Genomic DNA, 26,027 nt, shown 5'->3' on the forward strand with positions numbered 1-26,027 from the left:
GCCAGGGGGTACGACAGTTCTGGCGACGGGAAAGGCTCCCTGAGCAGCGACTTCGGAGCAGGATGCGGTCATGCCCCGGCTCCGCTGGCCACCGGCGATGATCCCCCGCGACGAGCTCGGGGTCGTCGTCCACGGACCCGTCGTCCTGGCCCGTTCGCCCGGCATCATCGCGGCGCTGCGGCACGTCGTCGCCCACCCCGACGCCCTGTACCTGTCGATGGTGGTGCACGCCGACGGTGTGCAGGCCGAGGCGGCCGCCCGCGACCGGCAGCGCTGGCGCTCCGCCGACCGGCCGGCAGCGGGGACTGCGGGCAGCGACCCCTGGTCGGGGCCGCTGGTGACCGTCGCCGTCGACGGCGAGGAGCGCACGGTCGACCCGGGGACCTCGCGTTCGTCGGGCGGGCCGGACTCCTACGACTCCGACACCCTCTACCGGGTCGGGCGGCTGCCGCCCGACGGCCGTCTCCAGCTCACCGTCGCCTGGCCGCAGGCGGGACTGGCCGAGGCCACGACCGTGCTGCAGCTCGACGACCTGCGCGACCTCGCCGCCCGCGTCGTCCGGCTCGGCTGAGACCTCAGCGGCCGAGCACCGCGCCCAGGCTCGCCCGCACCCACTCGCGCGCCTGCTCGGCCGAGGCCGGAGGACCGGCGTGCCGGGCGGCGACGTAGCAGTCGGGCCGCACGAGCAGCACCCCGGCGTCGCCGATCTCGCGCAGCTCCGCCCAGGTGCCGTACGGGTCGTCGTAGGGCAGCCCGGGCCCGATCGGCACCTCGGTGAGGGTGAGCCCCAGCTCCTCCCCCACCGACCGCGCCGCGGCCGACCAGTCCTCACCGCCCACGCCGGTGACCACGCTGAACGCGCCGTGCCCGACCAGGTCCAGCGTCGACACCCGGTGCCCGGCCCGCGTGACCCAGGTGTGCGGCAGCTTCGCCCCGGGCCAGGTGGTGGGCTGGGCGTAGAGCTCGGGGTCGCGGCGGTACTCGGGCATCGGCGTCCCGTCCGGGACGACGGCGCCCGAGGCGTACCGCTGGTTGTGCTCCACGCCGTGCGCGTCGAACTCGTGCGCCTTGTAGGCGATCGCCTCGCGCAGCGCGGCGCGCACCTCCTCCCCCGCCGGTCCGGGCGCCTTGCGCAGCGCGAGCTGCCGGTCGAGGGCAGCGACGTCGGTGGTGTCGGTGAGGTCGAGCGCGCTGAGGATGCGGCCGGTGTCGGCGATGCTCTGGTTGGCCCGCTCGACCACCTGCCGGGCGATCGGTGCGCGCTCGGCGTCGTAGCTGTCCAGCAGCGACGGGGCGGCGGTGCCGGCGACGACGGCGGCGATCTTCCAGGCCAGGTTGTAGGCGTCCTGGATCGAGGTGTTCGAGCCCAGGCCGTTGGTCGGCGGGTGCCGGTGCACGGCGTCGCCGGCGCAGAACACCCGGCCGCGGGCGATCGTCGTCGCGAAGTGGTGGTTGACCGTCCACGGGGACGCGGACCTCACCGTCATCTCGAAGTCCTCGGTGCCGACCAGCGCGACGGCCAGCTCGCGCACCGCGGCGTCGGTGAACTCCGGCGGGCCGGCGGCGACCTCGTAGCCCCACATGAGCATCCACTCGGTCCAGGGCTTGATCATCCGCAGGACGCCGAGCCCGACACCCTCCTTCTCCGCACCGGGCTGGAGCATCCAGTAGAGGACCGAGGGCCGGTGCGCGACCAGGTGGGTGAGGTCGGCCTCGAAGACGATGCTCATCGCCCCGGCCACCGCGCCGGGCCCCTCGAAGGGCAGGTCGAGGTCGGCGGCCACCCGGCTGCGGGCACCGTCGGCGCCGACCAGGTACCGCGACCGGACGAGGTACTCGACGCCGGTCAGCCGGTCGCGCAGCGTGGTGGTGACGCCCTGGTCGTCCTGGGTGTGCCGCAGGTACTCGGTGTCGAAGCGGACCTTGGCGCCGCGGTCCTGGGCGGCCTTCACCAGGACCGGCTCGGTGATCGTCTGCGGGGCGTCGAGCATCGTGCAGGGGCTGGCCAGCTCGTAGTCGGCGTGCCGCACCGTGTCGGTGCCCCAGGAGGGGATCCGCCCGAGCTCCTCACCCACCAGGCTCGTGCAGAACGTGGTGTTGCCCATCAGCTCCCACGGCGTGGCCAGCGCCAGCAGCGTCTCCTCGACGCCCATGTCCCGCAGCGCCTCCATCGTGCGCTGGTTGGTGATGTGCGCCCGCGGGGTGTCCGACAGCCGGCCGTACCGGGTGACCACGAGGACGCCGGTGCCGTAGCTGGCCAGGAACAGCGCGGCCGCCGCCCCGGCCGGTCCGGAGCCGACGACGAGGACGTCGACCTCCACGGTGGACGGCTGCTGGCTGCCTGCTGCGGTCATCTGCTCCCCGATCCCGTGGCGGTGTCGGGGCGAGGCTCGCGGCCGGCCGGTGCTGTGTCAAGGGTCACAGCACCGGCCGGCCGAGCGGGTCAGGCGCCGGCGACGCGGGGGGCGACCTCGGTGCCGAGCAGCTCGATGCCGCGCAGCAGGTCGGCGTGCGCCAGCCGCGGGTTGGTCATCTGCAGCGAGATCCGGTCGACCCCGCCCAGCTGACCGGAGATGCGCACCAGCTTCTCGGCCACCGAGTCCGGGTCGCCCATGAAGAAGGCGCCGTTCGGCCCGCTGGTGGCGTCGAACTGCGCCCGCGACGGGGCGGCGAACCCGCGCTCCCGGCTGACCTTGGTGAACATCTCGTGCCAGCCCGGGTAGATGGTGTCGGCCGCGGCCTGGCTGCTGTCGGCGACGAAGCCGAACACGTGCAGCCCGACCTGCAGCTCCTCCGGCGCGTGCCCGGCCTGGGCACCGGCCCGGCGGTAGAGGTCGATCAGCGGGGCGAACTGGCGGGGCTCGCCGCCGATGATCGCCACCATCAGCGGCAGGCCGAGCAGCCCGGCGCGGGCGAAGGACTCGGGGCTGCCTCCGACACCGACCCAGATGGGCAGCGGGTCCTGCAGCGGGCGCGGGTAGACGCCCTGGCCGGTCAGCGTCGGGCGGTGCCGGCCGGACCAGGTGACCCGCTCGGAGTCACGGATCTTCAGCAGCAGGTCCAGCTTCTCGGTGAAGAGGGTGTCGTAGTCGCCGAGCGACAGCCCGAAGAGCGGGAAGGCCTCGGTGAACGACCCGCGCCCGACCACCAGGTCGATGCGGCCCTTGCTGATCAGGTCCAGGGTGGCGAACTCCTGGAACACCCGCACCGGGTCCGCGGCGGACAGCACGGTGACCGCGCTGCCCAGCCGGATCCGCGACGTCCGGGCCGCCGCGGCAGCGAGGATGACCGCGGGCGCGGAGTCGTAGTACTCGGGACGGTGGTGCTCACCGATGCCGAAGGAGTAGAGCCCGGACTCGTCGGCCAGGGCGATCTCCTCGAGCAGGTGCTCCATCCGCTCCTCGGGCCCGATGAGCCGCTCGGTGGCCGGGTCGGTCACGGCCGAGACGAAGCTGTCGACGCCGATGTGCACGGGTTCCTCCAGGTGGGCGCGCGGTCGATTCCGTCAAACGTTCAACCAGTCAACCAGGTCGACACGCCATCCATGCCCCGCGTCCCGGAGACGGAGGACACTGGCGTGGTGACCGAACTGGCAGTGCACTGGGCAGGCATCAACTGGGCGGGCAACTACCGCTACGGCGCGACGGAGCTGCACCGGCCGGAGTCGCTGGCCCAGCTCCAGGAGCTGGTGGCGCGCACCCCGCGGGTGCACGTGCTCGGTTCCCGGCACTCCTTCAACGGCGTCTCCGACTCGGCCGAGCTCATCTCGCTCGAGGACATGACCGACCCGGCCACCGTCGTCGTCTCCCCCGACCGCCGCACGGTCACCCTCGACGCCGGCATGCGCTACGGCGAGCTCACCGAGGTGCTGCACCGGGAGGGCCTGGCCCTGCACAACCTCGCGTCGCTGCCGCACATCTCCGTCGCCGGCGCCGTGGCCACCGCCACGCACGGCTCGGGGGTGGGCAACCGCAACCTCGCCGGCGCCGTCAGCGGGCTGGAGCTGGTGACCTCCGACGGCGAGGTCGTGCGCGCCACCCGCGGGGACGCCGACTTCGCCGGCATGGTCGTCGGCATGGGCGCCCTCGGCGTGCTCACCCGGGTCGCCCTCGACGTCGAGCCCGAGTTCTCCGTCGCCCAGCGGGTGTTCGACCACCTGCCCTGGGACGCGCTGTTCGACAACTTCGAGGAGATCGTCTCGGCCGGGTACAGCGTCAGCCTGTTCACCCTCTTCGGCGGCGACGTCGACATGGTCTGGGTCAAGTCGCGCACCGACGGCCCCGCCGCTCCGGAGGAGATGTTCGGCGCCCGTCCCGCCGACGGCGAGCGGCATCCCATCCCGGGCATCGACCCGACGCCGGCCACCCCGCAGCTGGGCGCCGAGGGCCTGTGGTCGGACCGGCTGCCGCACTTCCGGATGGGCTTCACCCCCAGCAACGGCGACGAGATCCAGACCGAGTACCTGCTCCCCCGCAGCCAGGCCGTCGCCGGGCTGCAGGCGCTGCTGCGGCTCGGCCCGGCCATCCGGCCGCTGCTGCAGACCTGCGAGATCCGCACCATCGCCGCCGACGACCTCTGGATGAGCACCGCGCAGGGCGTGGACTCGGTGGCCTTCCACTTCACCTGGGTGCAGGACCAGCCCGCCGTCGAGCACCTGCTGGTCGACCTGGAGGGTGCGCTGCTGCCGCTGGGCGCCCGTCCGCACTGGGGCAAGGTCTTCCTGGCCGACGCCGCCACCCTCGCCCCGCGCTACGCCCACCACGGCGACTTCGTCTCCCTGGTCCAGCGGATGGACCCCCGCGGCGCCTTCCGCAACACCTGGCTGGAGCGCAACGTCCTGGGCTGAGGCACGGGAGGGGACGGCGGTAACACGACCAGAACGCCGCCGTCCCCTCGCTGAGACGTCCCGCGGGCAGGCTGCCGGCCATGAGCGTCACGGACCTGACCCCACCCGCCGTCTTCTCCGGGATCCTGGGCGCCGAGCGGGTGATCCCCGGCGGCCCGGCGGCCAGCGCCTGGCTGCGCGACTTCTCCTGGTACTCCCCGGTCCTGGAGAACGCGCTGGCCGACACCACCGTCGACGCGGTGCTGCGCCCGGGGTCCGTCGACCAGCTGCGCGCGTGCGTGGCCGCCGCGGCCGGGCTGCGCGTCCCGGTGACCCTGCGCGGAGCCGGCACCGGCAACTACGGGCAGTCGCTGCCGCTGCAGTCCGGCGTCGTCATCGACGTCCGGGACGTCGCCGGGGTGCTGGCCGTCACCGAGGGGCGGATCGCCGTCCTGCCCGGCACGGTCATGAAGGACGCCGAGGCCGCGGCGCGGGCGACCGGCCAGGAGCTGGCCGTCATGCCGAGCACCTACCGCATCTCCACCGCCTCGGGGTTCGTCTCCGGCGGCTCGGGCGGGATCGGGGGGGCTGCGCACGGCGACCTGTGGGACGACAACGTGCTGGCCGTCGAGCTGCTCACCGTCGAGGAGACCCCGCGCACCGTCCGGCTCGAGGGCGACGACGTCCGACCCGTGCTGCACACCTACGGCACCATCGGCGTCCTGACCCGGATCGAGTTCCGCCTCGTGCCGGCGCGCGACTACACGCCGGTGGTGGTGGCCTTCCCCGACCTCGCCGCCCTGGCCGGTTTCGCCCACGACCTGGTGTCGGGGGACCTGCACGTGCGGCTGTGCTCGGTGCACGAGGCGGCCGGCGCGGCGATGCTCACCCCGATCACCTCGCTCTACGGGCCGGGCGAGGACGTCGCCCTGCTGTGGGCCGACACCGCCCAGCTGCCCGCGCTGACCGCCGCGGCGACCGCCGCCGGTGGCCGGGTGATCGAGTGGACGGTGAAGCCGCACATCAGCCAGTTCCCGTTCAGCCACTCCATCCTGTGGTCGCGCAAGGCCGAGCCCGCGTCGTCCTGGCTGCAGTGCGAGTACGCCAGCGACCGGACGGCGTTCCTGGACCAGGTCGCCGCGCTGCGGGACCGCTACCCGGGTGTGTTCCTGCAGCACATCGAGGTGATCACCTCCGCCGGCCGCACCCGCCCGATGGGCATCACGCCGTTGGTGGGGCTGCCCGACCACGAGCAGGCGCTGGAGGAGCTCATCGCGTTCTGCCGCGCGCTGGGCATGACGGTGCTCAACCCGCACAGCTACGTCGTCGAGGAGGGCGGCTTCGTCGGCGACACCGCGCAGGTCGTGGCGCTCAAGACCAGCAGCGACCCGTACGGACTGCTCAACCCCGGCAAGCTCGGCGACAGCTTCTTCACCTCCCGCGGTCTCACCCCGCCCAGCGCCCGCGCCGCCACCCGCTGACCGCGGCCGTCGTCCGCGCCGGGTCAACCCCGTCCGACCCGGGTCAACCCGCCTGAGCCGACGTCGAGCCGTGCCATGGCGCGGCTCGACGTCAGCCGGCGCGGGTCGACCCGCGCCAGCGTCAGGCCGTCGGCGGGCGCGGGTCGAAGCGGGCGACCTCGGCCAGCGCCTCGCCGAGGTAGGTGACCATGCCGGCGGCCCGCTGCTCGCCGTACTCGGCGGTCGCCCCCGACGCGTCGCCGATCACGCCGGCCGGGCCGAAGTCGTCGGACGACCAGCCGAAGCTCACCGAGCCGCCGAAGCGCACGTGCCGGTAGGCGTCCAGGTGCTCGGGAACCCAGCGGTCGGCCTGGCTCATGTCGACCAGCTCGGGGCGCAGGTGCAGCATCAGCGACGTCTCGTCCATGCCGCCGTGCACGCCCATGCCCAGCTCCCCCGCCGGGCTCTGCCCGCCCTGGTCGGCCGGCGGGCGCGGGTGCACGGTGAAGGTCCGCAGCCCGGTCTCCAGCCGGATGTCGCGGGCGGCGACCTGCAGCAGCGCGGAGTTGCCGCCGTGGCCGTTGAGGAACACCAGCCGCCGGGCCGGGGTGCGCGCGAGGCTGCGGCCCAGGTCGTGCAGCACCGCGGTGAGCGTGGCCGCCGACAGCCAGAAGGTGCCCGCCGACCAGGCGTGCTCGTTGGACTTCGTGTAGGCCAGCGGAGGCAGCAGCCACAGGTCCAGCTCGTCGCCGAACTGCGCGACCGCCCGCTCGGCGATCGAGGCCGCGGTGATCAGGTCGGTGGCCACCGGCAGGTGCGGGCCGTGCTGCTCGATGGCGCCGACCGGCAACACGACCACGCTGTCCGGGCCGAGGGCCTCGACCAGGGCCGGTGCGGACAGGTCGGTGAGGAGTCGGGTGGTCACGGTCGCCGACGCTAGGCAGCCGGCGTTGCGCCCACGTGACGGCCGCGTGCCGGGCGACACCTGCCCGGAACACAGCACTGCCAGGCTCGCGGCGTGCTGATCGTGCGCAGTGCCCGGGTGGTCGTGACCGGCGAGGCGGAGCTGCCCGACGCGGACGTCGTCTGCGGCGACGACGGCCTGGTCACGACGACCGCCGGCCCGGACGTCGAGGTGCTGGACGCCACCGGTTGCGTGGTCACCCCGGGCCTGGTCAACGCGCACCACCACCTGCTGCAGACCGCCTTCCGCACGCTGCCGGGCACCCGCGGCGTCCCGATGGCGCAGTGGCTGCCGACCATGGCCGCCGCCTACGCCGCCGTCGGGGTGGACGCCGAGCTGGCGCACGCCGCGGCGTCGGCGGGGCTCGCCGAGGCGCTGCTGTGCGGGGTCACCACGGTGGCCGACCACCACCTCACCTGGCCCACCGACCTCCCGGACGACGGCGTCGGCATCGCCACCGCCACCGCCACCGCGGCCCGCGAGCTGGGCGCCCGGCTGGTGTTCGTGCGCGGCTCTGCCCGCGACGACCCGCAGTCCGCGGCTGCCTCCGCCGACGCGATCGCCGCCGCGCTGGTCCCGCACGGCGGGGTCACCGGCGACGGCGCGCTGCAGGTCGCCGTCGGCCCGGCCGGGGTGCACAGCGACGCCCCGGAGACCTTCGCGCTGCTGGGCGAGGTGGCCACCCGCCGCGGGCTGCGGCGGCGCACCCAGGCCAACGAGCAGGTCGACGTGGTCATCGCCGCCGAGCGGTACGGCCGCCGGCCGCTGGAGCTGCTCGACGAGTGGGGCTGGCTCGCCCCCGACGTCACGCTGGCCCACCTGTGCGCGGTCACCCCCGCCGAGGTCGCCCGGCTGGCCGCCGCCGGGGTCACCGCCACCCACGCGCCGGGCTGCGACCTGCCGATGGGCTGGGGCGTGGCGCCGATGGCCGCGCTGGCCGACGCCGGCGTCCCGGTCGGGCTCGGCACGTCCGGCGGCGGCTCCAACGACGCCGGGCACCTGCTCGCCGACGCCCGGCTCGCGCTGCAGGTCGCCCCGCTGGCCGGGCGCCCGGTCGCCGCCCGCGAGGTGCTCGGCTGGGCGACCCGCGGCTCGGCCGACGGGCTGGGCCGCGCCGACCTGGGCCGGCTGACCATGGGCGCGCGGGCCGACCTGGTCTGCTGGGACGTCACCGGCGTCGCCGACACGGGCGTGGCCGACCCGGTGGCCGGGCTGCTGTGGGCATCGCCGGGCCGGCGTCCCCGGCACGTCGTCGTCGGCGGCCGCGTCGTCGTCCGCGACGGGGTGCTGCAGACCGTGCCCGAGGGCGACGTCGTCGCCCGGCTCACCGGCCTGCTGGGGCGGCGGCGGTGAACGGGCCGCTGGCCGGCGCCGTGCTCGACCACGTCGGCACCGAGGAGGCCGACGTCGACGCCCGGGTGACCTTCCTCGTCGACGTGCTCGGCTTCCGGGTCCTGCGCTGGGGCACCCACGTGGTGACCGGCCGGCGCATCGTGATGCTCGCCGACCCGGCCGGCACCAAGCTCGAGCTGATGGAGGTCGCCGAGCGCACCGGCGCGCTGGACCACGTCGGCTACCGGGTGACCGACGTCGACGCCGCGCACGCCGCGCTGCTGGCCGCCGGCTGCACCGAGGTGCGCCCGCCCTTCGAGATCCCGGCGGCGCGGGCCCGGTCGTCGCTGGTGCGCGAGGCGGCCGGGCACCAGCTGCAGCTGATCAGCTACGCCCCCGGCTCCCCGGACATGCCGGGAACCTGACCGCAACCGAGCGGCAACGTCGTCCCGGCACCGTCGGGCCGTGACCCGCCTCCTCGTGCGCAACGCCGTCCTGCTGACCTGCGACCCTGCCCGCCCCGAGCCGTTCAGCGGCTGGTTCACCGTGGACCACACCGGCCGGATCGCCGCGGTCGAGGCCGGCGACCCGCCGGCCGGGACGGACGCCGACGAGGTGCTCGACGTGGACGGCGCGCTGGTGGGGCCCGGCTTCGTGTCGGCGCACAGCCACCTGTTCACCTCCGGGTTCCGCGGCATCGCCAAGGACGAGTCGCTGTACGGGTGGCTGGAGGTGATGCTCGGCTACACCGCCGCCGCGAGGGCCGAGGACGTCTACTGGATGACCCGGCACGGGGCGCAGGACTTCCTCCGCAACGGCGTCACCACCGCCTACGACTTCACCGACACCGGGCTGACGTTCGAGAAGGAGTCCGCCGGGGTCTCCCGCTACGGCGCGACGCTGCCCGAGACCGCCTACCAGCACGCCCAGCTGCGGGCCAAGGTCGACGCCGGGCTGCGGCACGTGCACAGCGTGATGCTCGCCCAGGGCAACGTCCCCCAGGCCGACACCCTGGCCCAGCTGGACGAGGTGGTCGCCGCGGCGGCGACCGCCGACCCGGACCTGCACCTGGGGCTGGCGCTCAGCGGCACCGTGCAGTGGGCCGACAGCCGGGACGCCGCGGCGCTGGAGGTGACCGCGATGCGCCGGCACGGGCTGCTCAACCAGCCGCACTTCCTGGAGACGCCGCACGAGGTGGAGCTGCAGCGGTCGAAGTTCGACTGGTACGCCGACGCCGGTGCGCTCGGCCCGGACCTGGTGTTCGGGCACTTCATCCAGACCACCGACGAGATCATCGGCCGGGCCGCCGCGGCCGGCTGCGGCATGAGCTGGCAGCCGATGAGCAACGGCCGGCTGGCGTCCGGGGTGGCCGCCGTCCCCCGGATGCGCGAGCTGGGCATGCGGGTGGGGATGGGGCTGGACGACCAGTCCTGCACCGACGTGAGCGACCCGTTCAGCAACATGCGGACCGGCCTGGCGCTGCAGCGGGCCACCCACCGCGACCCCGCCGCGCTGCCGGTGCGCGACGTGCTGGAGCTGCACACCCGCGGGTCGGCGGAGGTGCTCGGCATCGACGACCGGGTGGGCAGCCTGCGGGTCGGGCGCTACGCCGACTTCCTGGTGGTCGACCCGCGCGAGCCCGACACCGGACCGGTCTGGGACGCGGTCGGCACCTACGTGCTGGCCTGCTCGCTGCGCAACCTGGCGCAGGTGCGGGTCGGTGGCCGGCTGGTCGCGGCCGGCTCCCGCCTGACCGACCCGGCCGCCGGCGAGGTCTCCGGCCAGCTGCACGAGCGGATGGCCCGCCTCCGCCGGGACGTCGACGGCCGCTGACAGCACTGCGCCGGCGACCCGTGCGGGTCGCCGGCGCAGCGGACGGTCGAGCGTCAGTTGAGGGCGATGGAGGTGTCGAGGAACTCGTTGGTGGCGATGTCCTCGGGGGTCAGGCCCGCCTTGGGTGCGGTGCCCTGCTCGGTGAAGATCGGCGTCGTCTGCTCGATGAGCGTCTGCAGCCGGGCGGTGTCGAAGGACCCGTGCGTGCCGTCGGTGCCGTTGCCGACGATCTCCAGCTCCGACATGGTCTGCGCCGAGTAGTCGGCGACGGCCTCGGAGTACTGCCAGCCGGTGTCGTACTCGGTCACCAGCTCGACGATCAGCGCGTTGGCGGCGGCGGGGTCGGCCACGTAGTCGAGGTCGGCCTGCTGCATGACCGGGACGAGCGCCTCGAGGCAGCCCGACAGCTCCTCGACCTTGTCCCCGCGCACCGACAGCGACGAGGCGTAGACCTGGAAGCCGGCGTCGTGGATGAGCTGGTACTCCACCGGCTTGCCCCAGGCGTCGACCTCGTTCTCGTAGATGAACGGCTCGGCGCTGGCATAGCCCTGCTGGGCGTCGGCGCCACCGGAGGCGACGAAGGCCGCCGGGGTGCCGTCGTAGCCGCCGTCGAGCTGGCTCTCCTTGAGCACCCCCGCACCGACCAGGTAGTCCATGTACGCCGAGCCCTCGAAGTACCGGACGATCGTGTCGGTCTTGCCGAGGTCGGCGATCGTCTTCACGTCGGGGTGCGTGGCCGGGTCCCACATGATCATCTGCGGCGACTTGTCGAGCTGGGCCAGCACGCCGACGGTCGGCTGGGTGGCTGAGAGCTGGATCGCCTCGTCGGTGTCGACGTACCCCAGGGTGATCGCGTCGTCGGTGTACATCTGCGCGGTCACGGCCTGGAAGCCGATGGCCGGCCCGCCCGAGCGGATCTCGACCTGGACGCCGGTGCTCGCACCTTCGCTGTCGACCAGGTTGCCGCGCACCGACTTCGAGCCGGCGTCGATCTCCGGGTCGGGGCCGAGCAGCTGGTAGATGCCGCCGTGCTCGGCCTCGGGGTTCCAGTCGGTCTGGATGACCACGGTCGAGGGGCAGCCGGCCGCCGCCAGGTCGGTGCCGCCGGCCTCGGCTGCCGGGGCCGCGACGGCGGCGGGAGCCTCCTCGCCGCCGCAGGCGGCCAGGCTGAGGACGGACATGCTCACGGCCGCGAGGCCGATCGTGGTGCGGATCCTGCGCACTCGGTCTCCTTGGGTGGGGCGGTGGGTGGTGCGGGGGTGTGCGGCACCGGCCGCGCTGCCGGGCGGCAGTCGGCTGGTGCAGATCGGGGACGGCCGCCCTGCAGGGGCCCGCCGCGAGCGTGCGAGTGGTGGGGGGCAGGGAGGTCCTTCAGGCGGCGTCGCGGCTCTGGTCGTACCAGCGGCCGACGGCGAGCCTGCCCAGCCAGCCGAAGAGCGCGAAGACGGCGAACCCGAGGGCGGCGGCGACGAGGATGGTGGCGAAGAGCTCCGCGCCCTGGATGCGGTTGCGGAAGTTGTCCAGCACGATCCCGAGCCCGGCCTGGCCCTGCTTGAAGAAGACGTCGCCGACGATCGCGCCGACCACCGACAGCCCGGCGGAGATGCGGAAGCCGGCGAAGACGGCCGGCATGGCGGCGGGCAGCTGCAGCTTCACCAGCCGGGTCAGCCGGCTCGCGCCGTGCAGGTCGAACAGCTCGTGCATGCCCCGGTCGACCGACTGCAGCCCGAACAGCGTGTTCGACACGATCGGGAACAGCGAGATGAGCACGCAGACGATGACCCGGGCGCCGAAGCCGTAGCCGAACCAGAAGGCGATCAGCGGCACCAGCGCGAGGATCGGGATGCACTGCAGCGCCACCGCGTAGGGGAACAGCGAGCGCTCGGCGACCTTGGCCTGGCTCATCAGGACCGCCCAGGCCAGCCCGATGACGATGGCGATCGCCAGGCCGGTGAAGGTGACCTTGACGGTCTGGGCCAGCGCCTCGCCGATCCGCTCCACGGTGGGGCCGTCGGTGAAGGCGGCGAGGACGTCCTGCGGCGGCGGCATGAGGAACCGGCGCGCGGGGTCCAGGACCAGGTAGGTGATCGCGTACCAGGCGCCGATCAGCGCGGCGAACACCGCGAGCGGAGCGGCCCACCGGGTGACGCCGGCGCCGCGGCGGCGACGCACCAGCGGCGCCGTCCCGCCGGTGCCGGCGGCCGGTGCGGCGGCGGGCGGGGCGTCGGGCAGGGTGGTGGTCACGGGCGGCTCCTCGGTGGCGCGGGTGCGGGCCGGGGCGCTCACGAGTGGCCTGCCCGCAGCGCGTGGGAGACCTGGCCGGACAGTGCCGCGAACTCCGGGGTGAACCGCAGCTCCGGCGTCCGGTCGGCGCCGAAGGGGACCTCGAAGGTGTCGACGACGTGACCGGGGCGGCCGCTCATCACCAGCACCTTCGTGGACAGGTAGACGGCCTCGCTGACCGAGTGGGTGATGAACAGCGCGCCGAAGCCCTTGGCGTGGAAGAGCCGGATGAGCTCGTCGTTGAGGCGCTCGCGGGTGATCTCGTCGAGCGCGCCGAACGGCTCGTCGAAGAGGAAGAGGTCGGGATCGAGGGTGAGCGAGCGGGCCAGGGAGGCGCGCATCCGCATGCCGCCGGACAGCGCCCGGGGCAGCTTCTTCTCCTGCCCCTTCAGGCCGACCAGCTCCAGGGCGTCGCGGGCGGCCTGGTTGGTGGCGGTCTTGCTCATCCCGTGCAGCTCGGCGAGCAGCTGCACGTTCTTGAGCACCGTGCGCCAGGGCAGCAGGGTGGCGTCCTGGAACACGTAGCCGATGCGCTGCGCGTCCATCTCGGCGGTGCCGAAGGTGGCCGGCGACAGCCCCGAGGCGATCCGCAGCAGGGTGCTCTTGCCGCAGCCCGAGGGGCCGACCACGGTGACGAACTCACCGCGGTGGACGTCGAGGTCGACGCCCTCGAGGGCGACGGTGCCGTCGGGGAAGGCCTTGGCGACGTCCCGGAAGTGCAGGACGCGGGTGCCGGTGCCGGCCGCGGGGACGCTGGGCGCTGGTGCGCTCACGGGCAGCTCCGAGGGTGGGATCGGTTGCGGTCAGGTGCCACCCTGGGTGGCCGTTGTTTCGGTTGCGTGTGCCGACGGTGAACGCCGCGCACCGGCCATCACGAGTTCGTCACGCCCGTGCCACGAGCGTCCGCGAGACCGCACTGCGTGCCACCACCCGCCCCCGGGACACGACCACCCGCGAGGTGCCGGCGCCGGCCACGGCGGCGTCCAGGCTCTCCGCTCCGATCGCCAGGAACTCCGCCACCGAGCCCACGGCGACGGCCGGCACCGGCAGGCCGAGGCACGCCCGAGCGCCGGCGCTCACCGCGTGCCAGGCCTCCCGGGTGGACAGGTGCCCGGCAGTGACCAGCAGCGAGGCGGCCTCGCAGGCGTCGGCCCGGCCCATCGGGTTGAACGGGTCGCGCAGGTTGTCGCCACCGGCGCCGACGGTGGCCCCCGCGTCGAGCAGGGTGCGCACCGCGGTCAGCCCGCGCGGCGGGGCGACGGCGGCGTCGCGGCCCTGCAGGTAGAGGTTGGTCTGGGGCAGCGCGATCACCCCGACCCCGGCCCGGGCGACCTCCGCGGCGGTCGCCCGCGCCACCTCCAGCGGGTGCACGCCCAGGCTGACGCAGTGCCCGGCGGTCACGCCGAGGTCGAAGCCGGTGGCGGTGACCCGGCGGGCCAGGTCGCGCAGCCCCTGGGCGGTGGGGTCGAGCGTCTCGTCGGTGTGCAGGTCCAGCGGCAGCCCGGCGGCGGCCGCGGCGTCGAAGGAGGTGGTCAGCCCCGCGGCCCGGTCGCCCCACAGGTGCGGCACACCGCCCACGACGTCGGCGCCGGCGGCGATCGCCTCGGCCAGCAGCCGCGGGGTGGCGGCCGCCTCCAGCTCCGTCCACGGCGCGCTCAGCAGCGCCACCACCTGGATCTCCACCAGCCCGGCGAGCGCGTCGCGGACCTGGACCAGCGCGCGCAGGTGCCGGGTGCCGGCGTGCGCCCCGACGTCGGCGTGGGTGCGGATCGCGGTGGTGCCGTTGGCCAGGTACTCGTACGCCGCCCGGGTGGCCCGCTCGACCAGGTCCTCGTGGGTGAAGTCGGCGGCGATGGCGCGGATCGCGGTGATCGCCCCGGCCAGGTCACCGGTGGGGTTGGGCACCCGGTGGCTGGTCAGCGCCTTGTCCAGGTGGGCATGCGGCTCGGCCGGCGCGGGCAGCAGCCAGTGCCCGGCGAGGTCGACCACCTCGTCGTCCGGCTGCGGCGGCAGCAGCGGGGCGACGGCGACCACGAGTCCTCCGGCGATGCGCACGTCGGACCGGACGCCGTCGAGGTCGGTCGCCCCCTGCAGCAGGAGGCTCACAGGTCGAGCACCAGGCGCGGGCCGGCGGCGCGGGAGACGCAGACCATCATCACCACGTCCTCGGCCTGCTCGGCGGGGGTGAGCACCGAGTCGCGGTGCTCGACCGCGCCCTCCAGCACCGGCGTCTCGCAGGTGCCGCAGGTGCCGACCCGGCAGGAGGACAGGACGACGACGCCCTCGGCGGCCACGGCGTCGAGCACCGACTGCCCCGGCTCGACCGTCACCGTCGCACCCGAGAGCGCGAGTTCCACCTCGAACGGGTCGGGCCACACCGGCTCGCCGAACTCCCGGGCCTCGAACCGCTCGGCGTGCAGCGCCGTGGGCGGCCAGCCGGCCAGGGTCTCCTCGACGGCGTCGATGAGCCGGGTCGGCCCGCAGACGTAGACGGCGGTGTCGGTGCGCGGCTGCGCCAGCAGCGCACGGACGTCGAGCCGGGCACCCTCGTCGGCGGCGTGCACGGTGACCCGGCCGGGGTGCGCGGCGGTCAGCTCGGCGACGAAGGCCATGGTGGCTCGGGAGCGGCCGGCGTAGTCCAGCGTCCACTCCGCGCCGGCGGCCTCGGCGGTGGCGACCATCGCCCGCAGCGCGGTGATGCCGATGCCGCCGGCGACGAAGCGGTACCGGGTGCCGGGGGTGACCTCGAAGGCGAAGTGGTTGCGCGGCCCGCGCACCCGTAGCCGCTGGCCGGGCTCGACGGTGTCGTGCAGCCGCACCGAACCACCGCGGCCGGCGTCCTCGCGCAGCACCGCGACCCGCCAGCGGGAGCGGTCGTCGAGGTCGCCGCACAGCGAGTACTGCCGCTCGACGCCGGGGGCCAGCAGCACGTCGACGTGCGAGCCGGGGGTCCAGGCGGGCAGGTCGCGGCCGTTGTGGGAGACCAGGTCCAGGGCGACCACGCCGTCGGCCAGCGGGGTCCGGGCGGCGACGACGAGGTCGCGTTCGACGTCGGAGAAGAAGCTCACGGCAGCGATCCTGACCTGCCGATCGGCGCTGCGAACGAGCGACGCAGAGAGGTCACACGGACGTAACCGGCCGCGGTTACCAACGCATCGTGACCCTCTCCGTCTCCCCGCCCAGTGCCGCCACCGTCGCCGAGCTCGCCGCCGAGCTCGCCGTCCTGCTGGGCGAGCGCAACGTCTCGACCGAGCTGCGCGCGCGGGAACGGGCCTCGGTCGACGGGGCGTGGATGAGCCCGATCATCAGCGAGCAGCTGCCGCTGGGGCTGGCCGACCTGGTCGCGTACCCGACCACCGCGGAGCAGATCGGCGCGGTCGTCGCGGCCGCTGTCCGGCACGGCGTGCCGGTCACCCCGCGCGGCAAGGGCACCGGCAACTACGGCCAGGCCATCCCGATGTCCGGCGGGCTGGTGCTCGACACGTCGCGTGCGCGCGCGGTGGTCGAGGTCGGCGAGGGCTTCGTGACCGCCGAGGCCGGGACGCCGATGGTCGCCCTGGAGCGCGCGGCCGCCGCGACCGGCCAGCAGCTGTGGATGTACCCCTCGACCGCGCAGTCCTCGATCGGCGGGTTCCTGGCCGGCGGGTCCGGGGGCACCGGCACGATCGCGCACGGCAGCAACGACGCCGGCTTCGTGCTGGCCCTGGACGTCGTCCACGCCACCGGGTCACCCGACCTGGTGCACGTCGAGGGCGAGGAGGCGGCCCGCTTCGTGCACAACTACGGCACCGCCGGGGTCATCGCCCGGGCCACCGTGCGGCTGGAGCCGCTGCAGGACTGGCGCGGGGTCTGGGCCAGCTTCCCCGACTTCACCGGCGCGCTGTCGGTGCTGCGCGAGATCGGCAGGCTGCAGCCGCTCCCCCGGCTGGTGTCGGCCGACACCCCGGAGATCACCGCGACCCTGCCCGAGGACCCGGCGCTGCCGGCGGGCCGGGCCAGCCTGCGGGTGATCGCCGACGCCTCGACCGTCGAGGCCGTCCGGGGGCTGGTCGAGGGCGCCGGCGGCCGGGTCGAGGACGTGCGCGAGGGCCCGCAGGTGCCGCTGGCGCTGAGCGTGCTGAGCTACAACCACCCGATCGAGTGGCTGCAGAAGAGCGCCCCCGGCGTGTACTTCCACGTGGAGGTGTCCGGCGACGCACTGGTCGAGCGGATCGACGAGGTGCACGCGGTCTACGAGGGCGGGCTGCTGCACATCGAGGCCGGCCACACCGTGCCGATCGGGATGCTGGCCGGGGTCTACCGCAGCCCCGAGCAGGTCTACGCCGGCATCGCGGCGTTGAACGCGATCGGGGTGGGGGTGCACGACCCGCACCAGTGGAACGTCGACTTCCAGCTCGGCCGCACCCTGGAGACCGCCGCGACCACCGACCCGCACGGCCTGCTCAACCCCGGCAAGCTCAACGCCGACTACGACGGCCCCACCAAGGGCGCCATCCGGTGACCGCTCCCGGCTGGGGCGTGCACGACGACGCCGGCCCGCCCGCCGACCCGCTCGAGCTGGCCCGCGCCTGGCTGCCCGACGACGCCGACCCCGACCGGCCGCGGGTCACCCTGTCGACGGTCGGCACCGACGGCTACCCCGACGCCCGCACCGTGCTGCTGTCGGCGTTCGACCAGACCGGGTTCGCCTTCCACACTTCGGCGACCAGCCGCAAGGTCGCCGAGCTGGCCGCCGTGCCCCGGGCGACGCTGACGGTGCTGTGGCCGGACTGGACCCGGCAGCTGGTGGTGCGCGGGGACGTCGTCCCCGACGGCCCCGAGCAGTCGTCGGCGGCGTGGGCGGCCCGGTCGGCGTACCTGCGGCAGCTGGCCTGGCACAACACCGACGAGCTGGCCGGGCTCGACCTGGCCGGGCGGCTGCGCCGCTGGGGAGCCGGCACCCCGGAGGGCCAGGCCGACTCGTGGGTCGGCTACCGGGTGCAGCCGCGGGAGCTCACGTTCTGGGCGGCGCACCCCGAGGCGGCCAGCCGGCGGGTGCAGTACACCCGCACCCCCGACGGCTGGACCTGGCGGTACCGCGCCGGCTGACCCGGGTCCCCCACCGGGGCGGAGGTCCCGGTCAGGCTCCTCCTCCCCGCCACCCACATGGCCGTTCCGGTGGCGGGGACGGGTCAGACGCCGGTGCCCAGGTCGGCCGGGTCGGCGTTGGCGCCGCAGACCACGACCCCGACCCGCTCCCCCGCCGCCGGCACGTAGGCCCCCGACAGCAGCGCCGCCAGCGCCGTCGCCCCACCGGGCTCCGCGGCGACGTGCAGGTCCTGCCACAGCAGGTGCCGGGCGGCCCGGACGGCGTCGGTGTCCACGAGCACCGCCTCGACGCCGGTGGCCCGCGCGGTGGCGAGACCGTGGCCGCCGATCCGCCGGGCACCGAGCGCGTCGGACGCCAGCCCCGCGACCTCGACGTCCACCGGGTGGCCGGCGACCAGCGCGGCCGACAGGGTCGCCGTCCCGTGCGTCTCGACCGAGACCACCCGCACCGTGCCGGCGTAGTGCGCGGCGATGCCGCCGATCAGCCCGCCGCCGCCGGTGGCCACCAGCACGGTGTCGAGCTCCGGCGCCTGCGCGGCCAGCTCGCGGCCGACGGTGCCCTGGCCGGCGACGACGTCCCGGTCGTCGTAGGCGTGCACGTACAGCGCGCCCGGGGACGCGGCGCGGGCGCCGCTGGCCGCGGCCGCCTCGGCGTAGGAGGAGCCGGCCAGGACGACGGTGGCGCCGCGCTGGCGGATGCCGGCGATCTTCACCGGCGGAGCGGTCTCGGGCACGTAGACCTCGGCCGGGACGCCGAGCTCACGGGCGGCGTGGGCCACCGCCAGGCCGTGGTTGCCGCCCGAGGCGGTGACCACCAGGTCGGGCAGCTCCGGGGCGGCGAGCAGCCGGTTGAGCGCGCCACGGGCCTTGAACGACCCGGTGTGCTGCAGCTGCTCGAGCTTGAGCACCACCGGGAACCGGCCCCCGGCCAGCGGCACCTCCCAGCCGACCGTGGGGGTGCGCCGCACCCGCCCGCCGAGCCGGACGGCGGCCGCCTCGACCTCGTCCCGGGTGACCGGTGCGGGCAGGGTCGTGTCCTCGGTTGTCACGCCGGCGAGGCTAGCCAGGTGCGTGGACGCACCACCTCCTGGGCACAGCGGCCACCATGTACGACGCCAAGAACCCCGCAGACGGCCCCTACGAGGACGACCCCGAGCTCGGCGGCTCCCCGTTCAGCGACCGCTCCCCCGACGCCGTCGACGACCCCGAGGCAGACGCCGAGGCCGACCTCGAGGCCGACATGGAGGACGGTCACGCCACCTGAGCACCACGCCACCCGAGCCCACCCCGGGAAGATCCTGACCGCCCCGTGCGCTCACCGGGCCGGACGGGCCACGCGACCGGCGTGCCCGTCCGGTCCGGCCGTGCCGGGGACAGCGGAGGAACTGACGATGGGCTGGCTGCTCGACGCACACGTGCACGTCCTGGGTGCCGACATCCTGTGGCGGGAGATCATCGGCAACGGGATCGGGCTGGCCAGCGCGGTGCTGGGGATGAACCGGCGGACGGCGGCCTGGCCGGTCGGCATGGCCGCCAACGTGCTGCTGTTCACCGTCTTCCTCGGCGGGGTGTTCGCCACCCCGCAGGACACCGACCTCTACGGCCAGGCCGGCCGGCAGGTGCTGTTCTTCGCCGTCAGCGCCTACGGCTGGTGGCGCTGGCACGCCAACCGCGCCGCCGGTTCCGGCGCCCCCGCGGTCGAGCCGCGCTGGGCGACCGGCCGGGAGCGGCTGACCCTGCTGGCCGCCACCGCCGCCGGGGTCGCGGTGGCCTGGTGGGCGCTGACCCTGCTGGGCAGCTTCGGCCCGCTCGCCGACGCCTGGATCTTCGTGGGCAGCATGCTCGCCACCTACGGCATGGCCCGCGGGTACGTGGAGTTCTGGCTGGTCTGGGTGGCCGTCGACGTCGTCGGCGTGCCGCTGCTGCTGCGCGCCGGCTACTACCCCTCGGCGCTGCTCTACGTCGTCTACGGCGCCTTCTGCGTGGTGGGCTTCCGCGCCTGGCTGCAGCTGCGGCGCGCCCCGCAGCCGGCCACCGACCCCCAGCTGGAGGCGATCGGCTGACCGGTGGCCGGGCGGGGGGCACCCGCCCGGCCACCGGCCGTCAGTTGCCGCTGGCGAAGGCCGAGTCGAAGGACGCCGCCGGCGGGTCGAACGCCAGCCGGCGCACGAACTCCAGCGCCTCGGGCGCCCCCACGAGCCGGTCCATCCCGGCGTCCTCCCACTCCACCGAGATCGGCCCGGCGTAGCCGATGGTGTTGAGCATCCGGAAGCAGGCCTCCCACGGGACGTCGCCGTGCCCGGTGGAGACGAAGTCCCAGCCGCGCCGCGGGTCGGCCCAGGGCAGGTGCGAGCCCATCCGGCCGTTGCGCCCGTTGCCGACCTGCTTCTTCGCGTCCTTGCAGTCGACGTGGTAGATCCGGTCCTTGAAGTCCCAGAGGAACCCGACCGGGTCGAGGTCCTGCCACACGAAGTGACTGGGGTCCCAGTTGAGCCCGAAGGCCTCCCGGTGGCCGATGGCCTCCAGCGTGCGCACCGTCGTCCAGTAGTCGTAGGCGATCTCCGACGGGTGCACCTCGTGGGCGAACTTGACCCCGACCTCGTCGAAGACGTCCAGGACCGGGTTCCAGCGGGCCGCGAAGTCCGCGTAGCCGTCCTCGACCATCGACTCGGGCACCGGCGGGAACATCGCCACGGTCTTCCAGATCTTGGACCCGGTGAAGCCGACGACGACGTCGACGCCCAGCGCGCGGGCGGCGCGGGCCGTCGCCTTCATCTCCTCCGCGGCCCGCTGCCGGACGCCCTCGGGGTCGCCGTCGCCCCACACCCGCGGGTGCACCATGCCGCGGTGCCGCTCGTCGATCGGGTCGTCGCAGACGGCCTGGCCGTTGAGGTGGTTGGAGATGGCGAACACCTGCAGGCCGTGCCGCTCCAGCAGGTCGAGGCGCTCCTTGACGTACCCCTCGTCCTCGGCGGCCCGGACGACGTCGAGGTGGTCGCCCCAGCAGGCGATCTCCAGGCCGTCGTAGCCCCAGCCCGACGCGAGCCGGCACACCTCCTCGAACGGCAGGTCGGCCCACTGGCCGGTGAACAGGGTGACGGGGCGGGGCATCAGTTCTCCCTCGTGATGTCGGTCCAGGTGGAGCGGTCGGCGGCGCTGCGCTCGACGGCGTCCAGCACGCGCTGCACGGCCAGCCCGTCGGCGAAGGACGGCGTCGGCTGCTCGCCGGCGGCCAGCGCGGTCACCAGGTCCACGACCTGGTGGGTGAAGCCGTGCTCGTAGCCCAGCCCGTGCCCGGCCGGCCACCACGCGCCGACGTAGGGGTGCTCGGGCTCGGTGACCACGATCCGCCGGAAACCCGCGGTCTCGGCGGGCTCGCTGCCGTCGAAGAGGTGCAGGACGTTCATGTCCTCGAAGTCGAAGGCCAGGCTGCCGGCCGAGCCGTTGACCTCGATCCGGATCGCGTTCTTGCGGCCGAGCGCGAACCGGGTGGCCTCGAAGGTGGCCAGTGCCCCGCCGGAGAGCCGGCCGAGGAACACCGCGGCGTCGTCGACGGTGACCTCGCCCATGCCCTCCCCGCCGACGCCGCCGAGGGCACCGGTGCTGGCCGGCAGCGGGCGCTTGCGGACGAAGGTCTCCAGGACGGCGCTGACCCCGGTGACCGACTCACCGGTGATGAACTGGGTCAGGTCGACGATGTGCGCGCCGATGTCGCCCAGCGCGCCGGAACCGGCCCGCTCCTTCTCCAGCCGCCAGGACATCGGGGCGGCCGGGTCGGCGATCCAGTCCTGCAGGTACTGCGCGCGGACGTGCCGCACCTGCCCGATCCGGCCCTCGGCGACGAGCCGCGCGGCCAGCGCGATCGCCGGCACCCGCCGGTAGGTGAACCCGACCATGGCGAGCACCCCGGACGCCGCGGCCTCCGCGGCCGCGGCGGTCATCGCCTCGGCCTCGGCGACCGAGTTGGCCAGTGGCTTCTCGCAGAGCACGTGCTTGCCGGCCCGCAGCGCGGCGATCGCGATCTCGGCGTGGGTGTCGCCGGGGGTGCAGATGTCGACCAGGTCGACGTCGTCGCGCTCGACGAGCCGGCGCCAGTCGGTCTCGGTGTCGGCCCAGCCCAGCCGCTCGGCGGCGGCGGAGACGGAGTCGGCGTTCCGGCCGCCCAGCACGGTGAGCTCGGGGCGGAGCGGGAGGTCGAAGAAGCGGGGCGCGGTGCGCCACGCGTGGGAGTGCGCCACGCCCATGAAGGCGTGGCCGATCATGCCGACGCGGAGCGGCGGCCGGGAAGCTGAGGTCATCGAGGAGCTCCAGGGAGAGGGGCCGAGTACCGCGGGATGCCCCCCGCGGTACCCGGCCGGCCGGTCAGGACTCGAACGCGCTGTCGATGTACTGGTCGACGTTGTCCTTGGTGACGACCGGGGCGTTGAGCACGATCTGCCGCGGGATCTCCACCTCGACCAGGTCCGACAGTCGCTTGTCCTGGGCGATCAGCCGGGCCAGGCGCACGCCGTCGGCGGCCTGGGTGGAGGGGTAGATGACCGTGGCCTTGAGCACCGAGTCGTCGGCCTGGATGCTGCGCATGGCGTTCGCCGAGCCGGCGCCGCCGACCATGAAGAACTCGCTGCGGCCGGCGTTGTTGATCGCGGCCAGGACGCCGACGCCCTGGTCGTCGTCGTGGTTCCAGATGGCGTCGATCTGCGGGGCGGCCTGCAGCAGGTTGGCCGCGACCTCCTCGCCGGACTCCACGGTGAACTCCGCGGCGACCCGGTTGTCGACGTCCAGGCCACAGTCGGCCAGCGCGTCGGCGAAGCCCTGGCTGCGGTCCTGGGTCAGCGGCAGGGAGTCGATGCCGGCGATCTCGGCGACCACGGCGTCGGGCTTGTCGGCCAGCTGCGAGCAGACGTAGGTGCCGGCCGAGACGCCCATGCCGTAGTTGTCGCCCAGCACGGTGGCGCGGGCCGCGAAGGGGCTGCTGAACTCGCGGTCGACGTTGATGACCGGGATGCCGGCCTCCATGGCCTTGAGCGCGACCGGGGTCAGCGCGGCGCCGTCGAAGGGCAGCAGCACGATCGCGTCCACGCCGTCGTTGATGAAGGTCTCGACCTGGCTGATCTGGGCGCTCACGTCGTTGGTGCCCTCGGCGACGACCAGCTCGACGTCGTCGTACCGCTCGTCCTCGGCGCGGGCGGCCTCGGTGATGCCGGCCATCCAGCCGTGGTCGGCGGCCGGCGCGGAGAACCCGATCCGGACGGTCTCGCCCGGGTCGTCGTTGGCGCTGGCGGCCTGGCCGCCGCCGGACTCGGCCGCGGCCTGCGGCTCGGGGGTGTTGCCGGTGCACCCGCTGACCAGGGCCACGGCCCCGACCGCGCAGACGGCGGTGGTCATGGAACGGCGGAACCGGCGCTGCTTCGTTGCAGACATCGTCTCTCCTCGGGAGTTCGCCTGGCGCCGAACGGCCAGGTGGTCGGTGGGGGTGGTGGTGGGACGGTCAGGTGGTGGGACCGGCGGCCGCACCGGGCGTGGGGCTGCCCGACGGGCTGCCCGGGATGGAGGTGCCGGTGGACGCCGGGGTGCCCCCGCCTCGCAGGCCGCGCTGGCGGGAGGTGCCCGCGGCCACCCGCTGCTGCAGCAGGACGGCGGCGACGATGATCACGCCCTTGGCCACCGCCTGCGCCGAGCTGGACAGGTCGTTGAGGGTGAAGACGTTGCTCAGCGTGGTGAAGATCAGCACGCCGATGACGGTGCCGACGATCGTGCCGCGGCCACCGATGAGCAGCGTCCCGCCGATGACCACCGCGGCGATGGCGTCCAGCTCGAGCAGCGTGCCGTGCGTCGAGCTGCCGGTCGTCGTCCGGGCCATGAGCATGACCGCGGCGATCCCGCAGGTGACACCGGAGAGCACGTAGAGCAGCACGGTGTGCCGCTGCACCCGGATGCCGGCCAGCCGGGCGGCCTCGGCGTTGCCGCCGACGGCGAAGGTGCGCCGGCCGAAGGTGGTCCGGTTGAGCAGCACCCAGCCGGCGACGGCGACCAGCGCGAACACGATGACCAGCGTCGGGATGCCGAGCACGTCGCCGCCGAAGAACCCGATGAAGTCGGTGTCCTGGACGATCTGGGTGCGCCGGTTGGCGATGATCTCGGCGAGCCCGCGGGCGGCGGCCAGCATGGCGAGGGTGGCGATGAAGGCGACGAGCTTGCCGTAGGCGATGACGACGCCGTTGACCAGCCCGCACACCGCCCCGACCAGCAGCGCGGTGCCGACCATGACGATCCAGTGCACGTCGGCGGCGATCGCCTGGGTGGCCAGGGTGGTCGCCCAGACCGAGCTGAGCGCGACGATGGCCCCGACCGACAGGTCGATGCCGCCGCCGATGATCACGAACGTCATGCCCACGCTGACGACGCCGGTGACCGCGGCCGCCCGCAGGATGGTCACCACGTTGTCCACGTCGGCGAACCGGTCGCCGGCGCTGACCAGCCCGGCGACGCAGAGCAGGACGAGGCCGACGACCAGGCCCAGGTTGCGGCCGAGCGGGCCGGCGAGCAGGCCCGGCCCCCCGCCGCGGTCGGGGCGCACGGTGGTCGCGCCGCCGGTCGCGCCGCCCGCGGCCTTGCTGCTGCTGGTGGTGGTGGTCTGGCTCATGCCGCGTCCCCTTCTCGTACCGCGCCCGCCGTGGGCGCGGCTCCCTGCATGACGAGGTCGAGCACCCGGTGCTCGTCGAGCTCCTCGGCCGGGCTGCTGGCCACGACCGCGCCGTCGGCGACGACCAGCACGTGGTCGGCCAGCCCCAGGACCTCCGGGATCTCGCTGGAGACGACGACCACGGCCACGCCGCGGTCGGCCAGCGCCCGGATCAGCGCGTAGATCTCCGAGCGGGCGCCGACGTCGACACCGCGGGTCGGCTCGTCCAGGAGCAGGACCTTGCAGTCGCGCAGCAGCCACCGGGCCAGCACGACCTTCTGCTGGTTGCCGCCCGAGAGCGTGCGCACCTCGCGGCTGACGTCGACCGGGCGCAGGTCCAGGGACTCGGCCTGGTCGCGGGCCGCCTGCTTCTCCGCGCTCCCGGACAGGAACCCACCGCGGGCGAAGCGGCCCAGCGAGGACATCGTGATGTTGCGGTAGATCGGCTCGCCGAGCAGCAGCCCCTGGCTCTTGCGCTCCTCGGGGGCCAGCCCGACCCCGGCGCCGACGGCCCCGGACACGTCCCCGGCCCGCAGCCGGCGCCCGGCCACCCGGACCGTGCCGGCGGTGGCCCGCCGGGCCCCGTAGACGGTCTCCAGGATCTCCGAGCGGCCCGACCCGACCAGCCCGGCCAGGCCGAGCACCTCACCGGGGCGGACGGTGAAGGAGACGTCGTCGAAGCTGCCGGCCAGCGCCAGGCCCTCGACCTCCAGCAGCGGTGCCACCGACGGGTCGGGCAGCGCGCGGCGGGGCGGGAAGACGTACTCGATGGTGCGGCCGGTCATCAGCGTGATGACCTCGCGGGTGGAGGTGCTGCGCGCCGGCAGCCCGGTGGCGACGGTGCGGCCGTCCTTGAGGACGGTGATCCGGTCGCCGACCTCGCGGATCTCCTCGAGCCGGTGGGAGATGTAGACGACGGCGACGCCGCCGGCGGTGAGGTCGCGGATGACCTGGAAGAGGTGGTCGACCTCCTCGCTGTCGAGCACCGCGGAGGGCTCGTCCATGACGATCAGCCGGGCGTCCTGGGACAGCGCCCGCGCCATGCTGACCATCTGCTGCGAGGCCGCCGACAGCGACCCGACCTCGGCGGTGGGCCGGATCTCGGGGTGCCCGAGCCGGGCGAGCAGCTCCCCGGCCGCGCGGTTGGCCGCGGCCGGTCGGGTCAGACCCAGCCGCGAGCGCTCCCGGCCGAGGAAGACGTTGTCGGCGACGGTGAGCCCGGCGACCAGGTCCAGCTCCTGGTAGATGGTCGCGATGCCCAGCGACATCGCCGCCTGAGGATCGCCCAGGGTGACCGGGGCGCCGTCCCAGGTGATCTGGCCCTCGTCGGGCTGGTGGGCCCCGGCCAGCACCTTGATCAGCGTCGACTTGCCGGCGCCGTTCTGGCCGAGCAGGCAGTGCACCTCGCCGGGCCGGACGTCGAGGTCCACGCCGTCGAGCGCGCGGACGCCCGGGAACTGCTTGACGATGCCGCGCATCTCCAACAGCGGTACAGCGGTCTCCACAGGACCAGCTCCTGACTTTTGCTCAGCGTTGAACAGAAGTGCGTCAGGCGGGACC

At 74.4% G+C, this 26,027-nt stretch carries 24 protein-coding genes; 10 read left to right on the forward strand and 14 right to left on the reverse strand.

All coding sequences use genetic code 11. From position 1 onward, the window contains the following. Positions 1-70: 70 nt before the first annotated feature. Positions 71-571, forward strand: a complete 501-nt coding sequence (locus ACGBYP_RS12665; RefSeq protein ID WP_411584556.1) for a hypothetical protein — start codon at positions 71-73, stop codon at positions 569-571. Positions 572-575: 4 nt separating this feature from the next. On the opposite strand, the gene ACGBYP_RS12670 is transcribed toward ACGBYP_RS12665, so the two are convergent. Next, positions 576-2,354, reverse strand: coding sequence for an FAD-dependent oxidoreductase (locus ACGBYP_RS12670; RefSeq protein ID WP_411584558.1), 1,779 nt, complete (start codon positions 2,352-2,354; stop codon positions 576-578). Positions 2,355-2,443: 89 nt separating this feature from the next. Continuing rightward, positions 2,444-3,472, reverse strand: coding sequence for an Atu2307/SP_0267 family LLM class monooxygenase (locus ACGBYP_RS12675; protein WP_411584560.1), 1,029 nt, complete (start codon positions 3,470-3,472; stop codon positions 2,444-2,446). A 108-nt stretch (positions 3,473-3,580) separates the two neighbouring features. On the opposite strand from ACGBYP_RS12675, the gene ACGBYP_RS12680 reads away from it, so the two are divergent. Together ACGBYP_RS12680 and ACGBYP_RS12685 are read left to right on the forward strand one after the other, a co-directional pair. Further along, entirely contained in the window at positions 3,581-4,846 is a 1,266-nt protein-coding gene (locus ACGBYP_RS12680) for an FAD-binding protein (RefSeq protein ID WP_411584562.1), read from the forward strand. A gap of 80 nt (positions 4,847-4,926) precedes the next feature. After that, complete coding sequence (locus tag ACGBYP_RS12685) at positions 4,927-6,306, forward strand: FAD-binding oxidoreductase (RefSeq protein ID WP_411584564.1); 1,380 nt, start codon at positions 4,927-4,929, stop codon at positions 6,304-6,306. A 121-nt stretch (positions 6,307-6,427) separates the two neighbouring features. On the opposite strand, the gene ACGBYP_RS12690 is transcribed toward ACGBYP_RS12685, so the two are convergent. Beyond that, entirely contained in the window at positions 6,428-7,210 is a 783-nt protein-coding gene (locus tag ACGBYP_RS12690) for a creatininase family protein (RefSeq protein WP_411584566.1), read from the reverse strand. Positions 7,211-7,303: 93 nt separating this feature from the next. Here ACGBYP_RS12690 and ACGBYP_RS12695 point away from each other — a divergent pair, with 93 nt between their 5' ends. The 3 genes from ACGBYP_RS12695 to ACGBYP_RS12705 are packed head-to-tail and all read left to right on the forward strand — an operon-like array spanning position 7,304 to position 10,414. Further along, positions 7,304-8,602, forward strand: a complete 1,299-nt coding sequence (locus ACGBYP_RS12695; protein ID WP_411584568.1) for an amidohydrolase family protein — start codon at positions 7,304-7,306, stop codon at positions 8,600-8,602. Beyond that, entirely contained in the window at positions 8,599-9,006 is a 408-nt protein-coding gene (locus ACGBYP_RS12700; RefSeq protein ID WP_411584570.1) for a VOC family protein, read from the forward strand. The genes ACGBYP_RS12695 and ACGBYP_RS12700 overlap by 4 nt, the downstream gene beginning before the upstream one ends. 40 nt (positions 9,007-9,046) lie before the next feature. Further along, the gene (locus tag ACGBYP_RS12705) at positions 9,047-10,414 is read left to right on the forward strand and encodes an amidohydrolase family protein (RefSeq protein WP_411584572.1); all 1,368 of its coding nucleotides are present in this window, start codon (positions 9,047-9,049) and stop codon (positions 10,412-10,414) included. A gap of 53 nt (positions 10,415-10,467) precedes the next feature. Here ACGBYP_RS12705 and ACGBYP_RS12710 read toward each other — a convergent pair whose 3' ends face one another. The 5 genes from ACGBYP_RS12710 to ACGBYP_RS12730 form a co-directional block, all read right to left on the reverse strand. Next, positions 10,468-11,637 carry an ABC transporter substrate-binding protein gene (locus tag ACGBYP_RS12710; RefSeq protein ID WP_411584574.1) on the reverse strand — a complete coding sequence of 390 codons (1,170 nt, stop codon included), beginning with the start codon at positions 11,635-11,637 and terminating at the stop codon, positions 10,468-10,470. Positions 11,638-11,785: 148 nt separating this feature from the next. Continuing rightward, positions 11,786-12,658: an ABC transporter permease gene (locus tag ACGBYP_RS12715; RefSeq protein ID WP_411584576.1), complete on the reverse strand. Its 873-nt coding sequence runs from the start codon at positions 12,656-12,658 to the stop codon at positions 11,786-11,788. Positions 12,659-12,696: 38 nt separating this feature from the next. Further along, positions 12,697-13,470: an ABC transporter ATP-binding protein gene (locus ACGBYP_RS12720; RefSeq protein ID WP_411584578.1), complete on the reverse strand. Its 774-nt coding sequence runs from the start codon at positions 13,468-13,470 to the stop codon at positions 12,697-12,699. A gap of 109 nt (positions 13,471-13,579) precedes the next feature. After that, positions 13,580-14,803, reverse strand: a complete 1,224-nt coding sequence (locus ACGBYP_RS12725; protein ID WP_411584580.1) for an amidohydrolase family protein — start codon at positions 14,801-14,803, stop codon at positions 13,580-13,582. Continuing rightward, positions 14,800-15,765, reverse strand: a complete 966-nt coding sequence (locus ACGBYP_RS12730) for a PDR/VanB family oxidoreductase (protein WP_411584582.1) — start codon at positions 15,763-15,765, stop codon at positions 14,800-14,802. The genes ACGBYP_RS12725 and ACGBYP_RS12730 overlap by 4 nt, the downstream gene beginning before the upstream one ends. Positions 15,766-15,854: 89 nt before the next feature. Between ACGBYP_RS12730 and ACGBYP_RS12735 the strand changes: the two genes are divergently transcribed. Beyond that, a complete protein-coding gene (locus tag ACGBYP_RS12735; RefSeq protein WP_411584584.1) occupies positions 15,855-17,198 on the forward strand; it encodes an FAD-binding oxidoreductase in 1,344 nt (447 codons plus the stop codon). Then, positions 17,195-17,785, forward strand: coding sequence for a pyridoxamine 5'-phosphate oxidase family protein (locus ACGBYP_RS12740; protein WP_411584586.1), 591 nt, complete (start codon positions 17,195-17,197; stop codon positions 17,783-17,785). Before ACGBYP_RS12735 ends, ACGBYP_RS12740 begins: the two co-directional genes overlap by 4 nt. 83 nt (positions 17,786-17,868) lie before the next feature. Here ACGBYP_RS12740 and ACGBYP_RS12745 read toward each other — a convergent pair whose 3' ends face one another. Beyond that, positions 17,869-18,834, reverse strand: a complete 966-nt coding sequence (locus ACGBYP_RS12745; RefSeq protein ID WP_411584588.1) for a threonine/serine dehydratase — start codon at positions 18,832-18,834, stop codon at positions 17,869-17,871. Between the two features lie 56 nt (positions 18,835-18,890). Between ACGBYP_RS12745 and ACGBYP_RS12750 the strand changes: the two genes are divergently transcribed. Together ACGBYP_RS12750 and pnuC are read left to right on the forward strand one after the other, a co-directional pair. Continuing rightward, positions 18,891-19,049, forward strand: coding sequence for a hypothetical protein (locus ACGBYP_RS12750; protein WP_411584590.1), 159 nt, complete (start codon positions 18,891-18,893; stop codon positions 19,047-19,049). A 100-nt stretch (positions 19,050-19,149) separates the two neighbouring features. After that, complete coding sequence (gene pnuC / locus ACGBYP_RS12755) at positions 19,150-19,848, forward strand: nicotinamide riboside transporter PnuC (RefSeq protein ID WP_411584592.1); 699 nt, start codon at positions 19,150-19,152, stop codon at positions 19,846-19,848. Positions 19,849-19,888: 40 nt separating this feature from the next. Here pnuC and ACGBYP_RS12760 read toward each other — a convergent pair whose 3' ends face one another. From ACGBYP_RS12760 to ACGBYP_RS12780, 5 genes are all read right to left on the reverse strand, one after another. Further along, complete coding sequence (locus tag ACGBYP_RS12760; RefSeq protein WP_411584594.1) at positions 19,889-20,896, reverse strand: sugar phosphate isomerase/epimerase family protein; 1,008 nt, start codon at positions 20,894-20,896, stop codon at positions 19,889-19,891. Beyond that, a complete protein-coding gene (locus ACGBYP_RS12765) occupies positions 20,896-22,083 on the reverse strand; it encodes a Gfo/Idh/MocA family protein (protein ID WP_411584596.1) in 1,188 nt (395 codons plus the stop codon). The genes ACGBYP_RS12760 and ACGBYP_RS12765 overlap by 1 nt, the downstream gene beginning before the upstream one ends. Positions 22,084-22,147: 64 nt before the next feature. Beyond that, entirely contained in the window at positions 22,148-23,206 is a 1,059-nt protein-coding gene (locus tag ACGBYP_RS12770; protein WP_411584597.1) for a substrate-binding domain-containing protein, read from the reverse strand. Between the two features lie 67 nt (positions 23,207-23,273). Further along, on the reverse strand, positions 23,274-24,428 hold the full coding sequence (locus tag ACGBYP_RS12775; protein ID WP_411584598.1) for an ABC transporter permease: 1,155 nt from the start codon (positions 24,426-24,428) through the stop codon (positions 23,274-23,276). Beyond that, positions 24,425-25,972 (reverse strand): sugar ABC transporter ATP-binding protein, encoded by a 1,548-nt coding sequence (locus ACGBYP_RS12780; RefSeq protein WP_411584600.1) that lies wholly within the window; start codon positions 25,970-25,972, stop codon positions 24,425-24,427. Before ACGBYP_RS12780 ends, ACGBYP_RS12775 begins: the two co-directional genes overlap by 4 nt. Between the last annotated feature and the right edge of the window lie 55 nt (positions 25,973-26,027).

Source organism: Modestobacter sp. SSW1-42 (genome assembly GCF_046635825.1).
In the GTDB taxonomy this organism is placed as follows: domain Bacteria; phylum Actinomycetota; class Actinomycetes; order Mycobacteriales; family Geodermatophilaceae; genus Modestobacter.